Origin of the sequence: Flexilinea flocculi (genome assembly GCF_001192795.1) — a bacterium.
Classification (GTDB): Bacteria; Chloroflexota; Anaerolineae; order Anaerolineales; family Anaerolineaceae; genus Flexilinea; species Flexilinea flocculi.
This window is the reverse complement of sequence record NZ_DF968181.1, coordinates 1,380,408-1,398,649: the sequence shown is the minus strand read 5'-3', so window position 1 is coordinate 1,398,649 and position 18,242 is coordinate 1,380,408. Positions and strand designations below refer to the sequence as shown.

Sequence of the window (18,242 nt, the reverse complement as noted above, 5' to 3'; positions counted from 1 at the left end):
TTCGGCATAGATTAAGAATTATTTGCATCTTTTGATTGAATTAAATAAAAAAATAGAAGTCTGTTAAGGACTTCTATTTTTTATTACAAAATTTGTGAAATTATGCTTTTGCTTTTACTGTCTCTACTGGCTTTGTTACTGATTTAGCAGTTTCAAACATCATCCAGATAGCAAGAAGTGCATAAATGAAGCACAAGATCGGAAGAATGATATTTGGTCCAGCGGGGAAGCCAAATGTGCCGTCAGCGGTTTTCATATTCACGAAGAACATGCGAAGGAGCGCCCATGTGCTCATGATAAACATGAAGATCGCAGGAATGAAGGTGAGCAGATAGGCTTTCTTGAAAGAAGCAGTATTCTTCAGCCAGACAGTGATGCCAATTAGTGCCAGGGCAGCTAACAACTGGTTGGAAGCGCCAAACGTCTTCCAGAAAATACTCCATGCAGAAACCGGATTACCGGCTGTATCCGTCAGGTTGATAGTCATCAGAATAATCGGTACACCACCAATAATGATCGTACCAATCACTTTACCCAGCCAGCCTTTTAGTCCGGTTAATTCCTGGATAATGAAACGGCCTAAGCGTGTGCAGACATCCAATGTATCGTATACGAAAGTTGTATATGCCATCAAACCGAAGGAAATACCGAATGCTTTGCTGATGCCGAATTTTTCCATAAAGGAACCGATACCGACAGAGTAAACGAAGTTCGGAGATTTGCCCAGCAGTTCATCGCCTTTTGTAACAATCATGACAGTGATTAAAGCAATCACAGCCACAAGGCCTTCCAGAAGCATCGCGCCATAACCGATCACCTTTGCATCGGTTTCTTTCTTAAGCTGTTTGGAAGTTGTACCAGAGCTGACAAGCGCGTGGAAACCGGAACAGGCTCCGCATGCAACTGTGATGAACAACATCGGGAACATCGGGTTGTTTCCGCCGAAAGCAGAAGCGCCGGTGAACGCAGGATATTGAACTTTGAAACCGCCAATAATAATACCAATAAATGCAACGAGGATCGCAGCATACAGGAAATAACCGCCTAAATGTCCGCGCGGTTGTAATAAAAGCCAGACTGGAATAATATTGGCAATAATACAGTAAACGATGATGATGATATTCCAGATATCTTTCGGATCAAGGCTACCGATGGTAGGCATATTAATCGGGATGTACTTACCAGCCCAGATTGCCACTCCGACCAACGGGAGGAAAATAATGGTCGCCCAGGTCAGATTAAGTTTTGTATATCTCATCAATAAGCCCATGATCATTGGCAGACACAGATAAAGCACGGAAGAGGTCGCAATCGCGCCACCGCCAACTACTTCACCATTTTCCATTGTCACTGTATTAACGAATGCGGATGTTGTAATATCAGTGAAGGCAACGATGATCAGTACTAATGCAATGAAAATGAACAGATTAAATAAAATCCAAGCACTTTTTCCGATGTGGGTTCTGACGGTTTCTGTAATAGATTTGCCTTTGTTGCGGATCGATGCAACCAAGGCGCCCATGTCATGAACACCACCAATAAATATGGAACCAAAAAGGATCCAGAGCAATGCAGGAACCCAACCAAATGCAATACCCGCAATGATAGGACCAGTTACAGGACCGGCTGCTGCAATTGCTGAAAATTGCTGGCCTAATAATAAACTTGCATCGGTAGGTTCATAATCCAATCCATCTTCAAATTCTACAGCAGGGGTCACATTCTTGTCATCGAGCTTGAAGACTTTATTGGATAAGAAGCTACCATACGTACGATAAGCAATGTAAAGAAGTACCGCCATTGCTAATAAAATAAAAAGTACATTCATTTGCAGACCTCCTAATACGATTAGTACTGCTGATAAAAATAAATCACGTTATCCGATAACATGATTCTTAAAAAAAGATTCCGGGATACGCCAAATATTCTCCTTAAAAACAATGATGTTAAGGAAGAAAATATGCGCGTTGAATAAAAAAATAATTGATTTATCCCTAGTCAGCACAATCATACCATCTTTGTCTCTATTTAACAAATGATTCAGTTATGTGTTATGAGTTTTTTCTGAAATATAGTGACAATCATCAGTGTTGTTTATTATTCTATATATTTATGAATATCATTACTTTCAAATTGAATAATTATAAATATTCAGCTTTTCTGTTTACTTAATGATTCATAATATAACCAAGCTTTTCGAATTGCTGACTGATTCCTGAGCAGCGATTCGATTTTTAAGAGGAATTGTTGATTACTGAAAATGAACGTTTTCGAATGTTATAATTTGAGAATAGATATATTGATAATCGAAATTTTTTACTTTTCTCATAAGCAAAAAACAATTTTTCTGAGGTTAAAACAAACAGAGAATATGGGAAATAAACAACAAGTTCGTATCAATGAAACGATTTTAGGGCCATTCGAACGACCAGCATTGCAATGGTTTGCAAAACACATGCCTTACTGGATTAACTCTGACCATCTCACAACCATTGGATTTCTGGGATCGCTATGTGTCTTTGCCGGTTTCGGATTAACAACATTTCACCCTGCCTATGCCTGGTTGGCGTGTGCAGGATTCATTATCAACTGGTTTGGGGACAGTCTGGATGGAACGCTTGCCAGATATCGGAAGATCGAAAGGCCGAATTATGGCTTTTTCATCGATCATATCATCGATTCGATCAGTATCTTTTTAATATATACAGGACTGGGTTTATCACCCTATGTATCCCTGGAAATCGCGCTTCTTGGAGTCATCGGCTATTTATTAATGTCAATTTATACTTACCTGATTACATACATTGAAGGTGTGTTTAAGATCTCTTACGGCAAAATAGGTCCCACTGAAGTTCGCGTTTTTGGAATTATGATATGTATATTAATCTATATTTTCGGAACTTTTCAGATTAATGTGGCGCTTCCGTTTTACAGATCGATTACTTTTTTTGACATATTAATTATATTGTTATCGATTACGTTTTTTGTCACATTCGTATGTTCTTCTTTAAAGACTGCTCGCATACTTGAAAGAAAAGATTCAGAAAAACTTCAATGAAATGCCTGATCTCATGAATCACCTGGATTTGAAGAAGCTGAGTTCGCTTGATTTTCAGGTTTCCTGTGAATCCATGCCTGATGATCTTTAATATCCCGGTCATATAATAATCGCAACAGCAGCACACTCCATTTTTGTTTTATTGTTGATGGGAGAGCACGTTGATTTGCTTCCAATCGCTTCATTAATGTAATCAGCAAAAATAATCCTGCCGCAAAATAGATTACTTTTGATCCTTTCATCAGGATTACCAAAATTGGCAAAGTAATTAATCCAAGCAATGCCATAATCGGTGGTTCATATAGTCTTCCAAGAAGCAAAAAACATAATAGCCATACTACTCCAGGTGGAAAAAGGACCAGCAGTATTCCGATCATCGGGCTCAATCCTCTTCCACCCTGAAATTTCAAGAAAATCGGCCAATTATGTCCAGCAACGACACAAATACCAATCATCAGCGCAACAATTTCCCCGAGATTAAAATGGATTGCCAACCAAACCGGAACTGACGCTTTAAAAACATCAAATAACGCAACTGGAATTACTGCCCAATGCCCGACATGTTCCCATACCATGGAGCTGCTGACAGTACCACTGCCGTATTGCCGTAGATCGATTTTCTTAACAATTCTTCCGACAACGTAAGCGGCAGGAATCGATCCGAGCAGATATCCGGCAATCATCAGAAAGAAAATCAACGGAATTTTCAATTATTCCCCCTGGTTCATCAAGGATTTGCATGGATTCATTAAATACCAACATGAATTTAGAATCATTATAGCGCTCAGAAGAAATAAATCAATTGATGATCAGTAATTTAAAATACAGGAGAGATTATCGATCAATTTTATTTGTGCAAAACGGGAATAAATATAATCAATTAATCGATTCTCTCAAGAATTTATAACTATTGATAATCAACAATTCATAATTTATAGCATCATTTCAATATATTAATCAATCTTTCGAACCAATCGAAAATATTTGTTGTTTTCGTGTTTCGTTTACAAAAACAACAAAATCAATAAGTTTTTTTCTCAGTAAAATTGTCGAGTATTTATTCGAATTGCTGTCTTGATCCAGCAATTCGAATTACAAACATGCTTATTGATATATAGAAAACGGATCGTTACGCTATTTTCGTTTTGAATATGGCAAATAGGAATATCTGCCGTCAAAAGATTCATCTTCTTCGATAGGAAGCGGAAAGCTGACCGGCTTTCCATCCCTTTGCGATCGATAAACAGCGGTAAACAATTCGACTGTTTTCCTGCCTTCATACCCGTTAATCGGCGGTTCAGTATCCTGAAGGATCGAATCCAGAAAATCCTTTATTTGCAGTTGATGATAGTAATTCATCGGATCGATGGTTTTGGCCATCTCCCGATCTTGTTTCTGCCAAATTTCCAAATTCGCTTCCTCACCGGGAATTGTCCAAATATCATTAAAAGACGGATCGACCGCTGAAGATACTCCAGAGATATAGGGAGTCCCGCCATCTACTTGAACACCAACGGATGCGCCGCTTTCACCATGCACATGGATTTTTCCATAGAATCCAGGTTTCTGAGAATTGGACACAAGAAATTGACCAATTGCGCCATTTCGAAAACGAATTACTGCGGCTGCAGTATCCTCAATTTCGACAGAAGGATGATTGAAATTATCCCAATAACCAAACACTTCAGCGATCGGACCCATCATCCATTGCAGCAAATCAAGCTGATGAACAGTCTGATTTACCATAACACCGCCGCCTTCCGTTTTCCATTTTCCACGCCATGGATCCAACAAATAATATTCCGGACTTCGCCATCCTAATACGGTCATTGTACCGATGATCGGTCTGCCAACTTTTCCGGAATGAACCGCATCTGCCATTCGAACGACAGCCGGATAATATCTGCGCTGACTGATTACGCTCAGTTTTACACCTGCTTTTTCGCAGGCATGAATTGCCAAATCGCAATCTTGTAGAGTGACAGCAAGAGGTTTTTCACATAAAACGTGTGCCCCGGCGCTCGCTGCCTGGCGGACAAGTTCCGCATGCAATGGATGGGGAGCGCAGATAGATACTGCCTGAATATCGTTTTCGGCAATCATTTTTCCGATATCGGTATAAGCCGGTACACCATATGCCTTGCTGAACGCGATCGTTTTCTCAAGCTTGGATCCGCAGACCGCTGAAAATTGAGAATTTTCTAAAGTTGAATATGCGAGCGCATGGGTTGCGCCTACTTTTCCGCATCCAATGATTGCTGTCCGAATTTTCTCCATCTGTGGTATTCCCTGGAATCCGCCGATAAATATTAAGCTTTATGCAAAAAAAGATTTCTTCGCAGTCTTGGAAAATTAAATTTCAGACCTGGGAATAACTGCAAACTTTCTTCCCAAACCTCTGTTGGAAATATTTCTGTTACGGAATTGTAGTCTTCATCGGATAATTCGACATTGATCGCTTCTACCGATGATAACAACTGCCTTGTCGAGCTGACGCCAATAATCGGAGCTGTAATTGCAGGGGAATGACATACCCATGCGGCAGCCAATTGCGCCGGTTTGACACCTTTCTTCTCAGCAAAATGGACAAATCGATCGACACTTTTTCCATAATCAGAAAGCCAGGTGATGACACGAGCATCCGTGGCACCGCGAGTCGCCGGATCCATTTTCATCCCCTGTGAAAATTTACCGGTCAATAGTCCGATTGCAAGCGGTCGATAAGCCATAATTGCAATTTTTTCCAAAATAGCCTGTGGCAGAATTTCAACCTCAACTCCCCGTTCAATTAAGTTATATGCTACCTGGTTGCAATTCAGTTTCTTCAATCCTCTTTCCTGAGCAATTCGGTTGCCGGCTGCCAGTAAATACGCCGGAAAATTGCACACACCGATATTTCGCGCTTTTCCGCTATGAACAACTTGATTCAGACTTTCCATCATCTCAACAAGATCCATACCCGCCACTGGCCAATGAATCAAGTACAAATCCACGTAATCCGTCTGAAGTCTTTCCAGGCTCTCATCAATTCCGGAAAGAATACTATCTCGATCAATTCCTTTTACGACTTTGGTTACCAAAAAAATCTTTTCACGTGGAAGCGCCTTCATTGCTTTTCCCAGATACCGCTCAGCTTCTCCATTGGAATACATCGCGGCTGTATCGATAAAATTTATCCCGAGTTCCCAGGCAAGTCGGACAATCTCCTCAGAAGTTTTATAGTCGCATCGATCCGCAAAATTCATTGTTCCGAGACAAATTTTTGATACTTTAAAATCATCATCTGCAAATTTTGAATATTTCATTTTTAATCCTTGAAAAATCCAATTCTGATATAATTGAATAGAAAAACGTTTCGCTGAATAAAATTAATAGTATTTTAGATTCGAAAAAAGGTCAATGTGATAATTGTCATACAAAAATCATGACAGAGTTGAAACCTGCTAAATAAGTTTTCCCTGGATCATCAAACAATTTTCCCGTTGAAAATTGTTCCATTCAACCATAGCAAATCAATTTTTCTTAAGGGGGGAAAATCGAAATCGGAAAAGAATTGGAATCAATTTTTGGACAAAAAGATTTTAACTTGATAATGATGGTTTTTCATATCTATGCAGTCAGATTTTTCATGATAATTGACATGGTAAACAAATCTTTTTGCAAGATATAATACCATTCACTAACAATGATATATTTTATTCGAACCTTATGGATCTTTCAGCAAGAAACATGGCATAAAAACCTGTTCGGTAGCAATCTGAAACGAAAGTGGAAAGCAGCAGTAATTCGAAATATGAAAAGTATTCTTTGTTGTTCTTATGGTTTTTATCTTTGAACAAAAACCATAAGAACAACAAATTTTCTTGATTGATTCGAAAAATCAATCCATATTTCGAATTGCTGGGAAAGCAGAGCCATTAAAGGAAATCACTATGGGTACAAGTCGAAATTCTACGATAGTCGATGTTGCCAAACTGGCTGGCGTTTCTGTTTCCACAGTATCGGTTGTGATGAATAATAAAGATAAATATGTGGCACCAGAACTCCGAGAAAAAGTATTGAATGCCATTGCGCAATTGAATTACGCTCCAAATTTTATTGCCCGCAGCCTAAAAAGTAATGCAACAAATACCATCGGTCTGATTCTGACGAATATTACCAGCCCGGTCACACCCGCAATGGTCCGAACTGTCCAAAAGGCAGCCTCGGAACAGCATATGGATACGTTAATAATCTCCACGGAAGAAAATGACCAAATCGAAATCAATGCGGTAAATAACCTGATTTCAAAACGAGTGGATGGTCTGATCATTTGTCCTGTTCTATCAAAAAACTATGACCATCTGTATTTCGTAAAAAAAGAAACGGACATTCCTATCGTATGCATCGAAAGAACGCTTCCGACGCCATTGGAAATCGCAAGTGTCACAACCAATAATTATGAGATCAGCAAAGGAGCCGTAAACCATCTGATTGATCATGGCAGAAAACGGATCGCTTTGATCGCATTGCCCAAATATGGATCGAACACAATCGACCGCATCCGTGGATACGAAGATGCATTAAAAGAAAACAATCTCTATTATCCGGAATTAGTCAAAGAAACCGATTATATGGGAACAGATGCCTTTGAAATCGCCCATCAATTGATCGAGAAACAAAAAATTGACGCAATTTTCTGCATCAGTCAATCCATCACACTGGGAGTGTATAAAGCGGCTATGCATTACCATTACAAAATCCCGGAAGAAATTGCGATCATCGGTTACGATACGGTTGACTGGATGGAAGTCACTCCGGTAAAAATTACTACAATCAGGCAGCCTTTAATCAAAATTGCTCAGACAGCGATTGACTTGCTCTTTATGATGAAACAAAATCCGAATATGAACGTGAATCACTCCATCATCCCCTCAGAACTGATTATTCGCCAATCCTGCGGTTGTTCTTCTGACGATTCGCTGCAATAAAAAGAAAATTATCCCAATCATTATTAATATCCAAGAATTCTACTTGTATCCATGGCATCTCCAGTGATTCAAATTATGAAAGGGAGTATTTTTGTTGTGGTTTATCAAATCAATATCGAAGGATCCGGATGATCGATCCAAACAGTTTGATAAGGCTGTAAAAGAATATTTTGATAGCTTTGACATGCACTTGTCACATTTTGCAGACAGAGGATTGAATCTTTTCCATTGCATGAACTTCTCAGCACACAAAAAATTTCTTTTCCAGCCTGAATTATCTTTTGATTTCCATATGGATGGAATGCGGGAGCGTTTCGATATTGAGAAAGCAATCGCTGAAATCGACGGTACACCTGCGCCTGAAGCGTATCCGGATTGGATAATGCTGATGATAAAGCATCGCGATCAAATTTTTGGCGGTTTATCGATCGATTCTGTCCGGTCTTTTGCGGACCTGCGAGCCAGCTTCGGGAACCGACAATACTGTGAAAATAGATACCGGGGATTCCCTTTAATGAAAGCGCAATCGAATAAGCAGCCATAAACCGATCTACTTTTAATGATAACGGCTCATCCGTGTTAGGATTTGAAACTGCGTCAAAATAACTGATATTCATTTCATATGGGCTTTGAGTACCATCTGCCATTGTTTTATAAGAAATTAAACCGCCGTGGTCTAAAATTCGTTTCACCAGTTGATCAATTTCCTTAGCGCTCAGAATCCCTCGAACCGGATTCAATCCGATTCCATCATGAGAAGCAAGAAAATTAAAAAAAGTGGTTTCCCGTGATGGTAATTCAAGGTTGGCAGCCCATTCAGAAAGCGCAGTCGCATCACCAGTCAATAATGTGTGCAAAACGAATGGAGGTAATGCAAAATTGTAGACCAGATGGGCTTCATTCGTTCCGTTTCCAAAATAAGAAATGTTCTCATGATGCGGCACGTTGGTTTCTGTGATGATTTTAACTTCCGGTGCGACATCATTCAAAATAGAACGCAATAGTTGGACGACGGTATGTGTCTGCGGTAAATGAATACAGGATGTACCGATTTCTTTCCATAAATAAGCAATCGCATCTAAACGTAGATATCGAGCGCCATGACTGATATAAAGAAGGATTATATCGATCATTTCAAGCAATACTTCTGGATTTTTATAATCCAAATCCACCTGATCTGATCCAAAAGTTGTCCAGACCTTTTTTAATCCGGATCGGGTTTGAACTGTAGTCAGCAAAGGAGAAGTCCTTGGGCGAACTACTTTTGAAAGATCGGGATTCCCCTCGATCGTCACAAAATAATTGTTATAGGGTACTTCATTCTGAATAAAAGCCTGAAACCAGTCCCCCTGTGCAGACGCATGGTTCAATACGCTATCGATCATCAGATCAAATGACGTTCCGATTGCCTCAATATCGTCCCAGTTGCCATAGGATGGATCCACTTTTCGATAATTCATAACTGAAAATCCATCATCTGAAGACCACAGGAAAAAAGGCAATATGTGGATCCCGCTGACGATGTTCTGAAAGTGCTTCTTGCAAAAAGCGCTCAACGTCTTTAAGTGCGGCTGATTGAAAGTCTGAACTTGATCCGGATAGGTTATCAAAAGCACAGGATTACAGACGTCCCTCGATAAATCAAACGAAAAAAGACGATCAGCAATTTTATTTTGATGCCTTTCAATAATATCAATCAGACGGATAATGGCTTCTTTTGCAATGACATCACCATATAACCGTGTTAATAATATGGTATAAATATTAATATCCATAAATTTTATTGTACTGTATTATCAATAGAGTCTTCTCCCCTTTAATTTTTCTGCAGCGATTCCATGGATTATATTAATTATTTAATGAATATTAGGGAAATGAGATAGCTCGTTAAAAAGGAGAATTAAACTGACACACTCACGATTGATTGGTTTCATATCTACCCGATTTGCGGGGAACGACGGAGTTTCCCTGGAAACTGCGAAATGGGCTTCCGTATTGCAACGTATGGGATATCAATGTTTCTATTTTTGCGGAGAATGTGATCGCCCGCAGGATCAAAGTTATATTGTTCCGGAAGCATTTTATCGGCATCCTGAAATTGATGCCATTACGCAGACAGTTTTCAATGGAGAATGGGGAAAACTGCACCAATCCAGAAAGTTACATCCGGAATTTGAAACGTTGTATCAAGATTATTTTTCAATATATATCCGATCTTCCAAGACTTCAAAAAAAATCCAAGATCTAAAAAATTATTTCAAAGAACATCTTTATCAATTTGCATTTAAATTCCATTTAGAAGTATTAATCATAGAGAATGCCATCACAATTCCTGTCAATATTCCGCTTGGATTGGCAATCACCGAATTTATTGCCGAAACGGGTTTTCCTGTCATTGCTCATCATCATGATTTCTATTGGGAAAGGCAGCGATTCATCAATAATTCTGTTCAAGATTACCTTTCAACCGCATTTCCTCCTGATCTGCCGTCCATTCAACATGTTGTCCTCAATACCATTCAGGCTCGACAGTTAGCATCGAAAGTTGGTGTTTCATCGATGGTGATTCCAAATGTAATGGATTTTGATAAGCCGCCGCTCCCGCAGGATGATTATACGAAATCTGTTCGCTCAGATTTAGGACTTGGTCCCGGTCAGTTTTTGATTCTTCAGCCGACCAGAATCATTCAACGTAAAGGAATTGAACATGCAATTGAATTGACACGCCGTCTGAACCTGCCGGCAGAGTTGGTAATTTCGCATGCAGCGGGTGATGAAGGAACGGCTTATGAAAAACGAATTCATGAATTTGCCTCTTTATTGGGAGTCACAGTCAATTTTGTCTCGGACATCATCAGTAATCAGCGAGGATTTACAACTGATGGCAGAAAGATTTATACCTTGGAAGATATCTACCCATTCGCAGATCTGGTGACCTATCCTTCAGCAATTGAAGGTTTTGGCAATGCCTTTCTGGAAGCAATATACTATAAACGCCCGTTAGTTGTTAACAATTATTCAATATATGAAACGGATATCAAACCAAAAGGTTTTCAGGTTATAGAATTTGATGGTTTTATCAGTGAAGAGACACTTGATCAAGTTCGAAAGCAGTTGCTTCATCCGGAAGAGGCTCAACAACGATCAGAATTCAATTATCAGCTTGCACAACGCTATTACTCCTTTACTATGCTTGAAAATCGATTAAGGCTGTTATTGAGCGGTTGTTATGGAGAAAGATTATGAGAATCGCGCTGATTCATTATTCGTCGCCTCCCATAATTGGTGGTGTGGAAAGCGTCATGGCTCAACATGCACTTCTTATGACAAATGCCGGCCATCAAGTGACCATTTTTGCCGGACGTGGGAAACCATTTCATCCGAATATTGCTGTCAGGATAATCCCACAGCTCGACTCACGAAATTCTGAGGTCATGGAAATCAAGAAACAGCTTGACCAGGGTTTATACACCGCAGATTTTGACAAACAAAGAGATTGGTTAAAAAAGCAGCTTGCTATCTGTTTTAAGAACTTCGATATTATTATTGCTCATAACATAGCTACATTAAACAAGAATCTTCCCTTGACGGCTGCACTCTACGATATGAATCAGACACCAGGATTTCCTCATTTAATCCTTTGGCACCATGATTTATCCTGGTCTGCATCCCGCAGCCACAATGATCTGCATGAAGGGTATCCCTGGGATTTGCTGCGTGATCAATGGTCGTGGGCGTCTCATGTCGTGGTTTCTGAAACCAGACGAAATGAGTTAAGTCAGTTGCTGAAGATCCCAGTTGAACAAATTTATGTCGTTCCTAACGGCGTGAATATGGAATCATTTCTAAAAATTGAAAAACAGACAAAACAATTAATCGAAGAACTGAAATTATACGAAGCAGATCCGTTAGTCCTTTTGCCTGCCCGATTAACTCCCAGAAAAAATATCGAACAAGCGCTTTATATTATCTCAGAACTTCAAAAAATATATTCGAAAACGATGCTTGTCATAACCGGTCCGGAAGGACCTCACAACCCTCAAAATGCAACATATAAGCAGAAATTATTGACGCTGCGTAATGATTTACATTTACAAGGGATTGTTCATTTTCTTGCGGAAATCACAAACTCCTACATTCCTGACTCTGTAATAACTGATTTTTATCGTCTTTCTGATTTACTCCTGTTTCCGAGTTTTGAAGAAGGGTTCGGAATTCCATTAATTGAGGCTGCGTTCAGTTCTCTACCTGTCTTTTGTTCTGATATTCCTGTTCTTCGGGAATTAGGCAAAGAGGATGTCACTTATTTCAACGTTCACGATGAACCATCCGCCATTGCAGCTCTCATTGATCAGCGATTAAATCAAGAAGCAACATTGCGCTGGTCACGAAGAGTAAAAAGAATCTACACCTGGGATTCAATCTACCAAAAAATTATGGAACCTCTGCTAAAGAAAGTTGTGTTATGAAAAAAACTCTGCCAAAAATAAAATCTGTACTGGTACCCATCTGTACCGGTACGACAGGCAATGCGTCGCTTACTATCGCAAAAGAGATTGCTGAAGAAGTGATTCTTGTCGGCGTTGTTGCAATATCAGAAGGTGAATCAATCAGCGCAGGAGCATTGACTGCCAGAGAATTACGCAAACGTTTGTTGGCAATCAGCGAAGGGCCGGCAATCCGCTATAAATCAAATGTAATTGTTTCAGATACTCCCTGGATTGACCTCCAAAAAGTCATCCTTGCAGAAAAACCGGACTTGTTTTTGACAGAAATCAATGACAACCATATTGCCTGCAACATTTCAGCTTCTGAACTGATCTCAAATTCTATATGCGACGTCGCCCTAATTCGCGGATCTGAAAAAATCGAATTTGATCGCATGCTTATTCCAGTTCGTGGCGGTCCGCATGCGGAACTTTCATTGAGAGTTGGTCTATATTTGAAACCGGCTCAATTAGACGTTGTCCATTTGTCTTTTTCCGAAAAAGATGCAAGCAGGGAAAATGAAGCCCCATTTAAAGGGTATAAACACATCCTTCAACAACTGCCAGAAGTTAATTTCCGCTCCATCGTGACACCGGATTATGTCCAGACCCTTTTAGAAGAATCGAATAAGTACAATTTTGTTGTTTTAGGCGTAACTGCAAATACCAGCATGACAGGATCAAAAATTGGACCAGTTGCAGAAAAATTGCTGCATGAATCAAAAGCCACCATTATGATCGTGAAAACCAAAAAAACGACTGCGGAATCAAATATGGACGAAAGTTCCGGATCAAAAGCTATTTCGATTTTGGTTGATAAGTGGTTTGCAGAAAATACCTATCACGCAGATGAATTCGAGGATTTTCGTCAATTGATGGATCTTAAAGAAAAAAGCGGAACCACGATCAGTTTGGCGCTTCCAGCATTAAATGAGGAGGAAACGGTAGGGAAAGTCATTTCCACCATTAAAAAAACATTAATGAATGATTTGCCATTGTTGGATGAAATCGTATTGATCGATTCGAATTCGACAGATAACACCCGCCAGATAGCAGAATCGCTGGGAGTTCCTGTATATATTCATCAGGAAATTTTACCTGAACAGGGTGCAAGAATTGGCAAGGGAGATGCTCTTTGGAAAAGCCTGTTCGTAACAAAAGGGGACATAATTGCATGGATTGACACGGATATTGTGAATATACATCCGCGCTTTGTATACGGAATTATAGGGCCGCTCCTTTTAAATGAACATGTCCAATTTGTTAAAGGTTTTTATCGTCGCCCGTTAAAAGTTGGAAGGAGATTGCAAACAGAGGGAGGCGGCAGGGTAACGGAACTGACTGCCAGACCATTAATTAACCTGTTTTACCCGGAACTTTCAGGAATTATCCAACCTTTGTCCGGTGAATACGCCGGACGCCGAGAGACTTTGGAAAAATCGGTATTCTTTTCCGGATATGGTGTCGAGATCGGTTTATTAATCGACGTTTTCGAACAAAGAGGGTTAAACGCGATTGCACAAGTGAATCTGCTGGAACGCGTTCATCATAATCAAGAATTGGAAGCATTGAGTAAAATGTCGTTTGCTATCATTCAAGCGGTATTGAAAAAACTCGAACCACGGTATGAACGATCCATCATTGAAGATGTTAATAAAACGATGAAGCTGATTCATTCGAGTAAAGATGGTAACTTCCTTGACGTTGTTGAAATAGCGGAATTGGAACGGCCTCCTATGATAACGATTAAAGAATATTACGAGAAGTTGAAAAAATGACCCATTTATGCCTGATACGTCATGGACAGACTAATTGGAACGTTCAGGGACGTTATACCGGACAGAGTGATATTCCATTGAATGGAACCGGAAAGATACAAGCGAAATCGCTGATTCCACAATTACAGAACCGCCAGATTGACGCCATTTTTAGCAGCGATTTATTACGGGCATCTGAAACCGCCAGTATTATATCCGATTATTTTCAGATTCCTGTCCAGTTGGATTCCCGTTTACGTGAAATTAATCAAGGCGTATGGGAAGGGCAGCATCTGGATGATATTAAATTAAAATACAACGAAATTTGGCAGCAAAGGGAGACGAATCCGCATAATGTCCGTCCTCCCGGCGGTGAAACCCTTTCAGAAGTCAGTACACGTGTGATTACAGCTATTGAAGAAATTGCATCGAAATATCCGGATGGCGCTGTTCTGATCATTTCACACGGTCTGGCTATTGCGTTGATTCTATGCAAAATTAAGGATATTCCAATGGAGCAAGCTTATGATTTGATTCCATCCAATACTGAACCAATCTGGATTGATTGGAAATAATCGCTACTTTTTTTCCTCCATCGAATTGAGCGCATTGAGCAAAACTTTCTGGACAGAAAAATAAGCCGGCTTCGGCTGATAGGCTGCGTCAAATAACAAAGGCGCAGCATCTTTAATAGGAATATCATATACGTTATTCCTGATCTTGGCAGAAATCCAACTCATTGAATCGCTCACACCCCAGGTTAAAAAAGCGATACAGACACCGGATTCAATACAAGCTTGCATCATATCCGCATACAATTGACTTTGCAATGCGATTTTTTCACGATAACAAAACCAGTTTCTATAACGAGCTTTTAGCGCCTTAATGATTGATTATTAACAATATTCACGCCAACAATCGAATCTTTACTGATGCAGAGGAAAATGGTATCGAATCCTAATCCGTTGTAAAACCATTATCCAATATCACTTTTCGATACCAAAATGCGCTATCCTTGAAAATTCTTTTTTGTGTTTCATAATCTACCCAAACTAATCCAAATCGTTTGGTATAACCATTTGCCCATTCAAAATTATCCATGAAAGACCATGTAAGATACCCCGCCAAGGGAACACCAGCCTGAATTGCACGGTGAACCTGAATCAGATGATCTCGAAGAAATTGAATCCGCCGGACATCCTTCACAGATCCGGACTTATCGGGTGAATCGGAATAAGCCGCACCATTCTCATTGATATACAGTTTCGGTATCTGATACTCAAAGTAAAGTCTGCATAAGAGCCTATATAAAGCCTGGGGAAAAACTTCCCAGCCCATATCTGTCCATTCAGATTCAGGAGCGACAAAATTTGTCTGCGGCAAATTTTGATCCTCGGGAATCTCAGCACGATGCACACTTCGGTTATAGTAATTAACGCCTAAAAAATCGATCGGAGCGGCAATTTTTTCCATATCGCCCGGCTTTATCAAATCTTGAGGAAGATAGCCGGCTTCAGAATATTCTGCAGTCTTATCAGCTGGATACAACCTTCCAAAAAGAGGATCTAAAAACCAGCGATTAAAGTATCCGTCATACTTTCTTGCCGCCTGATAATCCGCATTACTTAGTGACGCCGGTTCACTTGGTGAGAAATTCAGAATAATGCCGGCTTCGCATTGGGGACTATTACTACGAATAACCGGAACGGATAACCCATGGGCAAGCAGTAAATGATGAGAAGCTTTGACCGCAGCTTTCATATCTCTCATTCCGGGTGCCTGTTCACCGATTGCGTAACTGAGAAAACTGGCGCACCACGGTTCATTGAGTGTAGCCCAATGTTTCACACGATCGGCTAAGGCACGGCTCACCACATCGGCATATTCAACAAACGCATCAACAGTTGACCGGACCTGCCATCCTCCTTCATCCTGCAGCGTTTGCGGCAAATCCCAATGATAAAGCGTTGAAAAGGGAGTAATTCCAGCTTCCAACAGGGAATCTGTCAATCTCCGATAAAAATCGAGCCCTTTTTGATTAACCCTGCCGCGACCTTCCGGAATAATTCTTGTCCAGGAGATTGTGAAACTATAGACATCCAGATGAAGCTCTTTCATCAAATGGATATCATCTTGATAGCGATGGTAATGATCACAAGCGATATCACCGCTGGAACCATCCAGTATATTTCCAGGCAAATGTGTGAAACGATCCCAAATAGATTCTCCTTTCCCATCTTCGTTCCAAGCGCCTTCAATTTGATAAGCAGATGTAGATGCACCCCAGCGGAATCCTTTTGGAAAAAAATATTGAGTCATTTGGTTGGTCCTTTTATAGGTTTCGTATGATTTAGCGGAAAGAGTAGAACAACGGGTAAAGCGCTGTTTTTTTATATATTAAAAACAGCAATTTGAAATATGAGAAAGATTCTTTATTGTTGTAATGCTAAAACTTTTTCAAAAAAGAGTTCGGATCCTTAAGATTTTTTGTGCCATGATCGATAAAGAATTGTTTCAATTGCTCGGCAGTCCCTGTTGAAGTCGTTGCTCCAATAGCTCCGACACTTAATGAACCATTTCCATTTCCAAGTAAACAACATTCTTCCATTGAAAAACCCTTCAAAATCCCAAATAAATATCCTGAAACAAACGCATCTCCGGCACCTGTCGTATCAACCACCGGACATTCCGTAAACGTTTCGACTTGATAGACATTATGATAATCGGTTGCATAACAACCGTCCTTACCCAATTTTAAGACAAAATTCTTTATTCCAAATTGGTGAAAAAATCTGCTCATTTCATCCGGATTTTTCAAACCGCCGGATAAGGAAACGGCTTCCTCATAACTCGCAAAAAATGTATCGGTATACGGTAATCCTTTTTCTATCCGTTTTAACCATAGCCCTTCTGAGTCATGTGTCACGTCAAAACTTGTCTTGATGTTGTGATCGCGTGCATAGCGGAACAGCCGCTCAAGATGATCAAATTCAAGCTTCGGATGCGTCATCAGGCTTCCAATATGCAAAAACTCCGTATCTGAATCCAAATGTGAAATGACAAAATTCTCATCAATCACCCTGCTGGCGCCGCTTGTGAAAATAAAATGACGTTCACCCGAACTTTCAATCAATATAAAGCTTGTTGCTGTACTTGCCTTCTGAGTCGTTCCAATTCCCGATGTATTGAGCCCTTTTTCCTGGGCAACTTTAAGAATAAAGCTGCCGAAAATGTCATCTCCAACCATACCGACATACTTCATTTCCTGATTCATACCGAGTTTTGCCAAATTAATTGCAGTGTTAAAAGCATCTCCTCCGGAATTCATGACAGTTTTTTCTAATTCAAATCCATCCACATCAAAAATACTCCTGTCAACCGGTTTTAACGGAATATCCACAACTGCCATACCTGCACAAATTAACCTTGCCATTTTTTTACTCCGAAATTATTGTTGTTTATGAAACACGAAATTGTCTGTTTCTGTTGATAAGGAAAATATCATTGATATACAAATAGGCTTTAATTTTACGCGAAAAAACTGTTAACGTGAAACAGATGCCAACAATTCGAATTGTCAGGAGGACTGATTTGCATTACAAGTCGATATTTCGAAGAACTGCTAATTCGACAGTAATCCATTTTTTGGAGCACTCTTTTGAAAAAAAATATTCTTGTGCACTACGTAGAATCGCAGGAACGAATTCCAATTTTAAATTTCTCATGTCACATAGATAGACTGTCATGATTTTCAATTTTTTTCTTTAAAACCATTGACAGAAATGCAAGAGATGATATAAATGACACATTCTTTCGAATGTTTGATAATTTTTCATAAATTGATAATTTAAAACGAAGTTCATCATAGAAAACAAATAAAAACAATGTTTATTAATTATTCTCTTTCCATTATCATCATTATTTTGGCTCTCCTTCTTGAGAGCCTACTTTTGATTGGAATGGAAAAGGA

General features: G+C 39.7%; 14 protein-coding genes. 6 read left to right on the top strand and 8 right to left on the bottom strand.

All coding sequences use genetic code 11. The features are described from left to right. Window positions 1-100: 100 nt before the first annotated feature. Window positions 101-1,828, bottom strand: coding sequence for a carbon starvation CstA family protein (locus ATC1_RS10660; RefSeq protein ID WP_062281686.1), 1,728 nt, complete (start codon window positions 1,826-1,828; stop codon window positions 101-103). Between the two features lie 543 nt (window positions 1,829-2,371). Here ATC1_RS10660 and ATC1_RS10655 point away from each other — a divergent pair. Then, a complete protein-coding gene (locus tag ATC1_RS10655) occupies window positions 2,372-3,058 on the top strand; it encodes a CDP-alcohol phosphatidyltransferase family protein (protein WP_172667767.1) in 687 nt (228 codons plus the stop codon). A gap of 11 nt (window positions 3,059-3,069) precedes the next feature. On the opposite strand, the gene ATC1_RS10650 is transcribed toward ATC1_RS10655, so the two are convergent. The 3 genes from ATC1_RS10650 to ATC1_RS10640 all read right to left on the bottom strand — a co-directional run bounded on the left by ATC1_RS10650 (window position 3,070) and on the right by ATC1_RS10640 (window position 6,363). Then, on the bottom strand, window positions 3,070-3,768 hold the full coding sequence (locus ATC1_RS10650; protein WP_062281677.1) for a glycerol-3-phosphate acyltransferase: 699 nt from the start codon (window positions 3,766-3,768) through the stop codon (window positions 3,070-3,072). Between the two features lie 424 nt (window positions 3,769-4,192). Next, window positions 4,193-5,335, bottom strand: a complete 1,143-nt coding sequence (locus tag ATC1_RS10645) for a Gfo/Idh/MocA family protein (protein WP_062281675.1) — start codon at window positions 5,333-5,335, stop codon at window positions 4,193-4,195. Between the two features lie 32 nt (window positions 5,336-5,367). After that, window positions 5,368-6,363, bottom strand: coding sequence for an aldo/keto reductase (locus tag ATC1_RS10640; protein WP_062281670.1), 996 nt, complete (start codon window positions 6,361-6,363; stop codon window positions 5,368-5,370). Window positions 6,364-6,990: 627 nt separating this feature from the next. On the opposite strand from ATC1_RS10640, the gene ATC1_RS10635 reads away from it, so the two are divergent. Beyond that, a complete protein-coding gene (locus ATC1_RS10635; RefSeq protein WP_062281667.1) occupies window positions 6,991-8,028 on the top strand; it encodes a LacI family DNA-binding transcriptional regulator in 1,038 nt (345 codons plus the stop codon). A gap of 104 nt (window positions 8,029-8,132) precedes the next feature. Here the strand turns inward: ATC1_RS10635 and ATC1_RS10630 are convergent, their stop codons facing one another. Beyond that, complete coding sequence (locus ATC1_RS10630; protein WP_062281664.1) at window positions 8,133-9,803, bottom strand: sugar phosphorylase; 1,671 nt, start codon at window positions 9,801-9,803, stop codon at window positions 8,133-8,135. A 145-nt stretch (window positions 9,804-9,948) separates the two neighbouring features. On the opposite strand from ATC1_RS10630, the gene ATC1_RS10625 reads away from it, so the two are divergent. The 4 genes from ATC1_RS10625 to ATC1_RS10610 are packed head-to-tail and all read left to right on the top strand — an operon-like array spanning window position 9,949 to window position 14,847. After that, a complete protein-coding gene (locus ATC1_RS10625; protein ID WP_201777277.1) occupies window positions 9,949-11,274 on the top strand; it encodes a glycosyltransferase family 4 protein in 1,326 nt (441 codons plus the stop codon). Then, entirely contained in the window at window positions 11,271-12,497 is a 1,227-nt protein-coding gene (locus tag ATC1_RS10620; protein WP_062281657.1) for a glycosyltransferase family 4 protein, read from the top strand. The genes ATC1_RS10625 and ATC1_RS10620 overlap by 4 nt, the downstream gene beginning before the upstream one ends. Then, window positions 12,494-14,293, top strand: a complete 1,800-nt coding sequence (locus tag ATC1_RS15005; protein ID WP_201777276.1) for a glucosyl-3-phosphoglycerate synthase — start codon at window positions 12,494-12,496, stop codon at window positions 14,291-14,293. Before ATC1_RS10620 ends, ATC1_RS15005 begins: the two co-directional genes overlap by 4 nt. Then, window positions 14,290-14,847: a histidine phosphatase family protein gene (locus ATC1_RS10610; RefSeq protein WP_062281654.1), complete on the top strand. Its 558-nt coding sequence runs from the start codon at window positions 14,290-14,292 to the stop codon at window positions 14,845-14,847. The genes ATC1_RS15005 and ATC1_RS10610 overlap by 4 nt, the downstream gene beginning before the upstream one ends. 3 nt (window positions 14,848-14,850) lie before the next feature. Here the strand turns inward: ATC1_RS10610 and ATC1_RS10605 are convergent, their stop codons facing one another. The 3 genes from ATC1_RS10605 to ATC1_RS10595 all read right to left on the bottom strand — a co-directional run bounded on the left by ATC1_RS10605 (window position 14,851) and on the right by ATC1_RS10595 (window position 17,705). After that, complete coding sequence (locus ATC1_RS10605; protein ID WP_330218457.1) at window positions 14,851-15,108, bottom strand: endo-1,4-beta-xylanase; 258 nt, start codon at window positions 15,106-15,108, stop codon at window positions 14,851-14,853. A gap of 121 nt (window positions 15,109-15,229) precedes the next feature. Beyond that, window positions 15,230-16,591: a GH1 family beta-glucosidase gene (locus ATC1_RS10600; protein ID WP_062281647.1), complete on the bottom strand. Its 1,362-nt coding sequence runs from the start codon at window positions 16,589-16,591 to the stop codon at window positions 15,230-15,232. A gap of 127 nt (window positions 16,592-16,718) precedes the next feature. Beyond that, the gene (locus tag ATC1_RS10595; protein ID WP_062281643.1) at window positions 16,719-17,705 is read right to left on the bottom strand and encodes a carbohydrate kinase family protein; all 987 of its coding nucleotides are present in this window, start codon (window positions 17,703-17,705) and stop codon (window positions 16,719-16,721) included. Between the last annotated feature and the right edge of the window lie 537 nt (window positions 17,706-18,242).

Bases quoted from the DNA above. Each gene is read 5' to 3' on its own strand.
- ATC1_RS10660 (WP_062281686.1), bottom strand. From the start codon at position 1,828: ATGAATGTACTTTTTATTTTATTAGCAATGGCGGTACTTCTTTACATT.
- ATC1_RS10655 (WP_172667767.1), top strand. From the start codon at position 2,372: ATGGGAAATAAACAACAAGTTCGTATCAATGAAACGATTTTAGGGCCA.
- ATC1_RS10645 (WP_062281675.1), bottom strand. From the start codon at position 5,335: ATGGAGAAAATTCGGACAGCAATCATTGGATGCGGAAAAGTAGGCGCA.
- ATC1_RS10640 (WP_062281670.1), bottom strand. From the start codon at position 6,363: ATGAAATATTCAAAATTTGCAGATGATGATTTTAAAGTATCAAAAATT.
- ATC1_RS10635 (WP_062281667.1), top strand. From the start codon at position 6,991: ATGGGTACAAGTCGAAATTCTACGATAGTCGATGTTGCCAAACTGGCT.
- ATC1_RS10630 (WP_062281664.1), bottom strand. From the start codon at position 9,803: ATGGATATTAATATTTATACCATATTATTAACACGGTTATATGGTGAT.
- ATC1_RS10620 (WP_062281657.1), top strand. From the start codon at position 11,271: ATGAGAATCGCGCTGATTCATTATTCGTCGCCTCCCATAATTGGTGGT.
- ATC1_RS15005 (WP_201777276.1), top strand. From the start codon at position 12,494: ATGAAAAAAACTCTGCCAAAAATAAAATCTGTACTGGTACCCATCTGT.
- ATC1_RS10610 (WP_062281654.1), top strand. From the start codon at position 14,290: ATGACCCATTTATGCCTGATACGTCATGGACAGACTAATTGGAACGTT.
- ATC1_RS10600 (WP_062281647.1), bottom strand. From the start codon at position 16,591: ATGACTCAATATTTTTTTCCAAAAGGATTCCGCTGGGGTGCATCTACA.
- ATC1_RS10595 (WP_062281643.1), bottom strand. From the start codon at position 17,705: ATGGCAAGGTTAATTTGTGCAGGTATGGCAGTTGTGGATATTCCGTTA.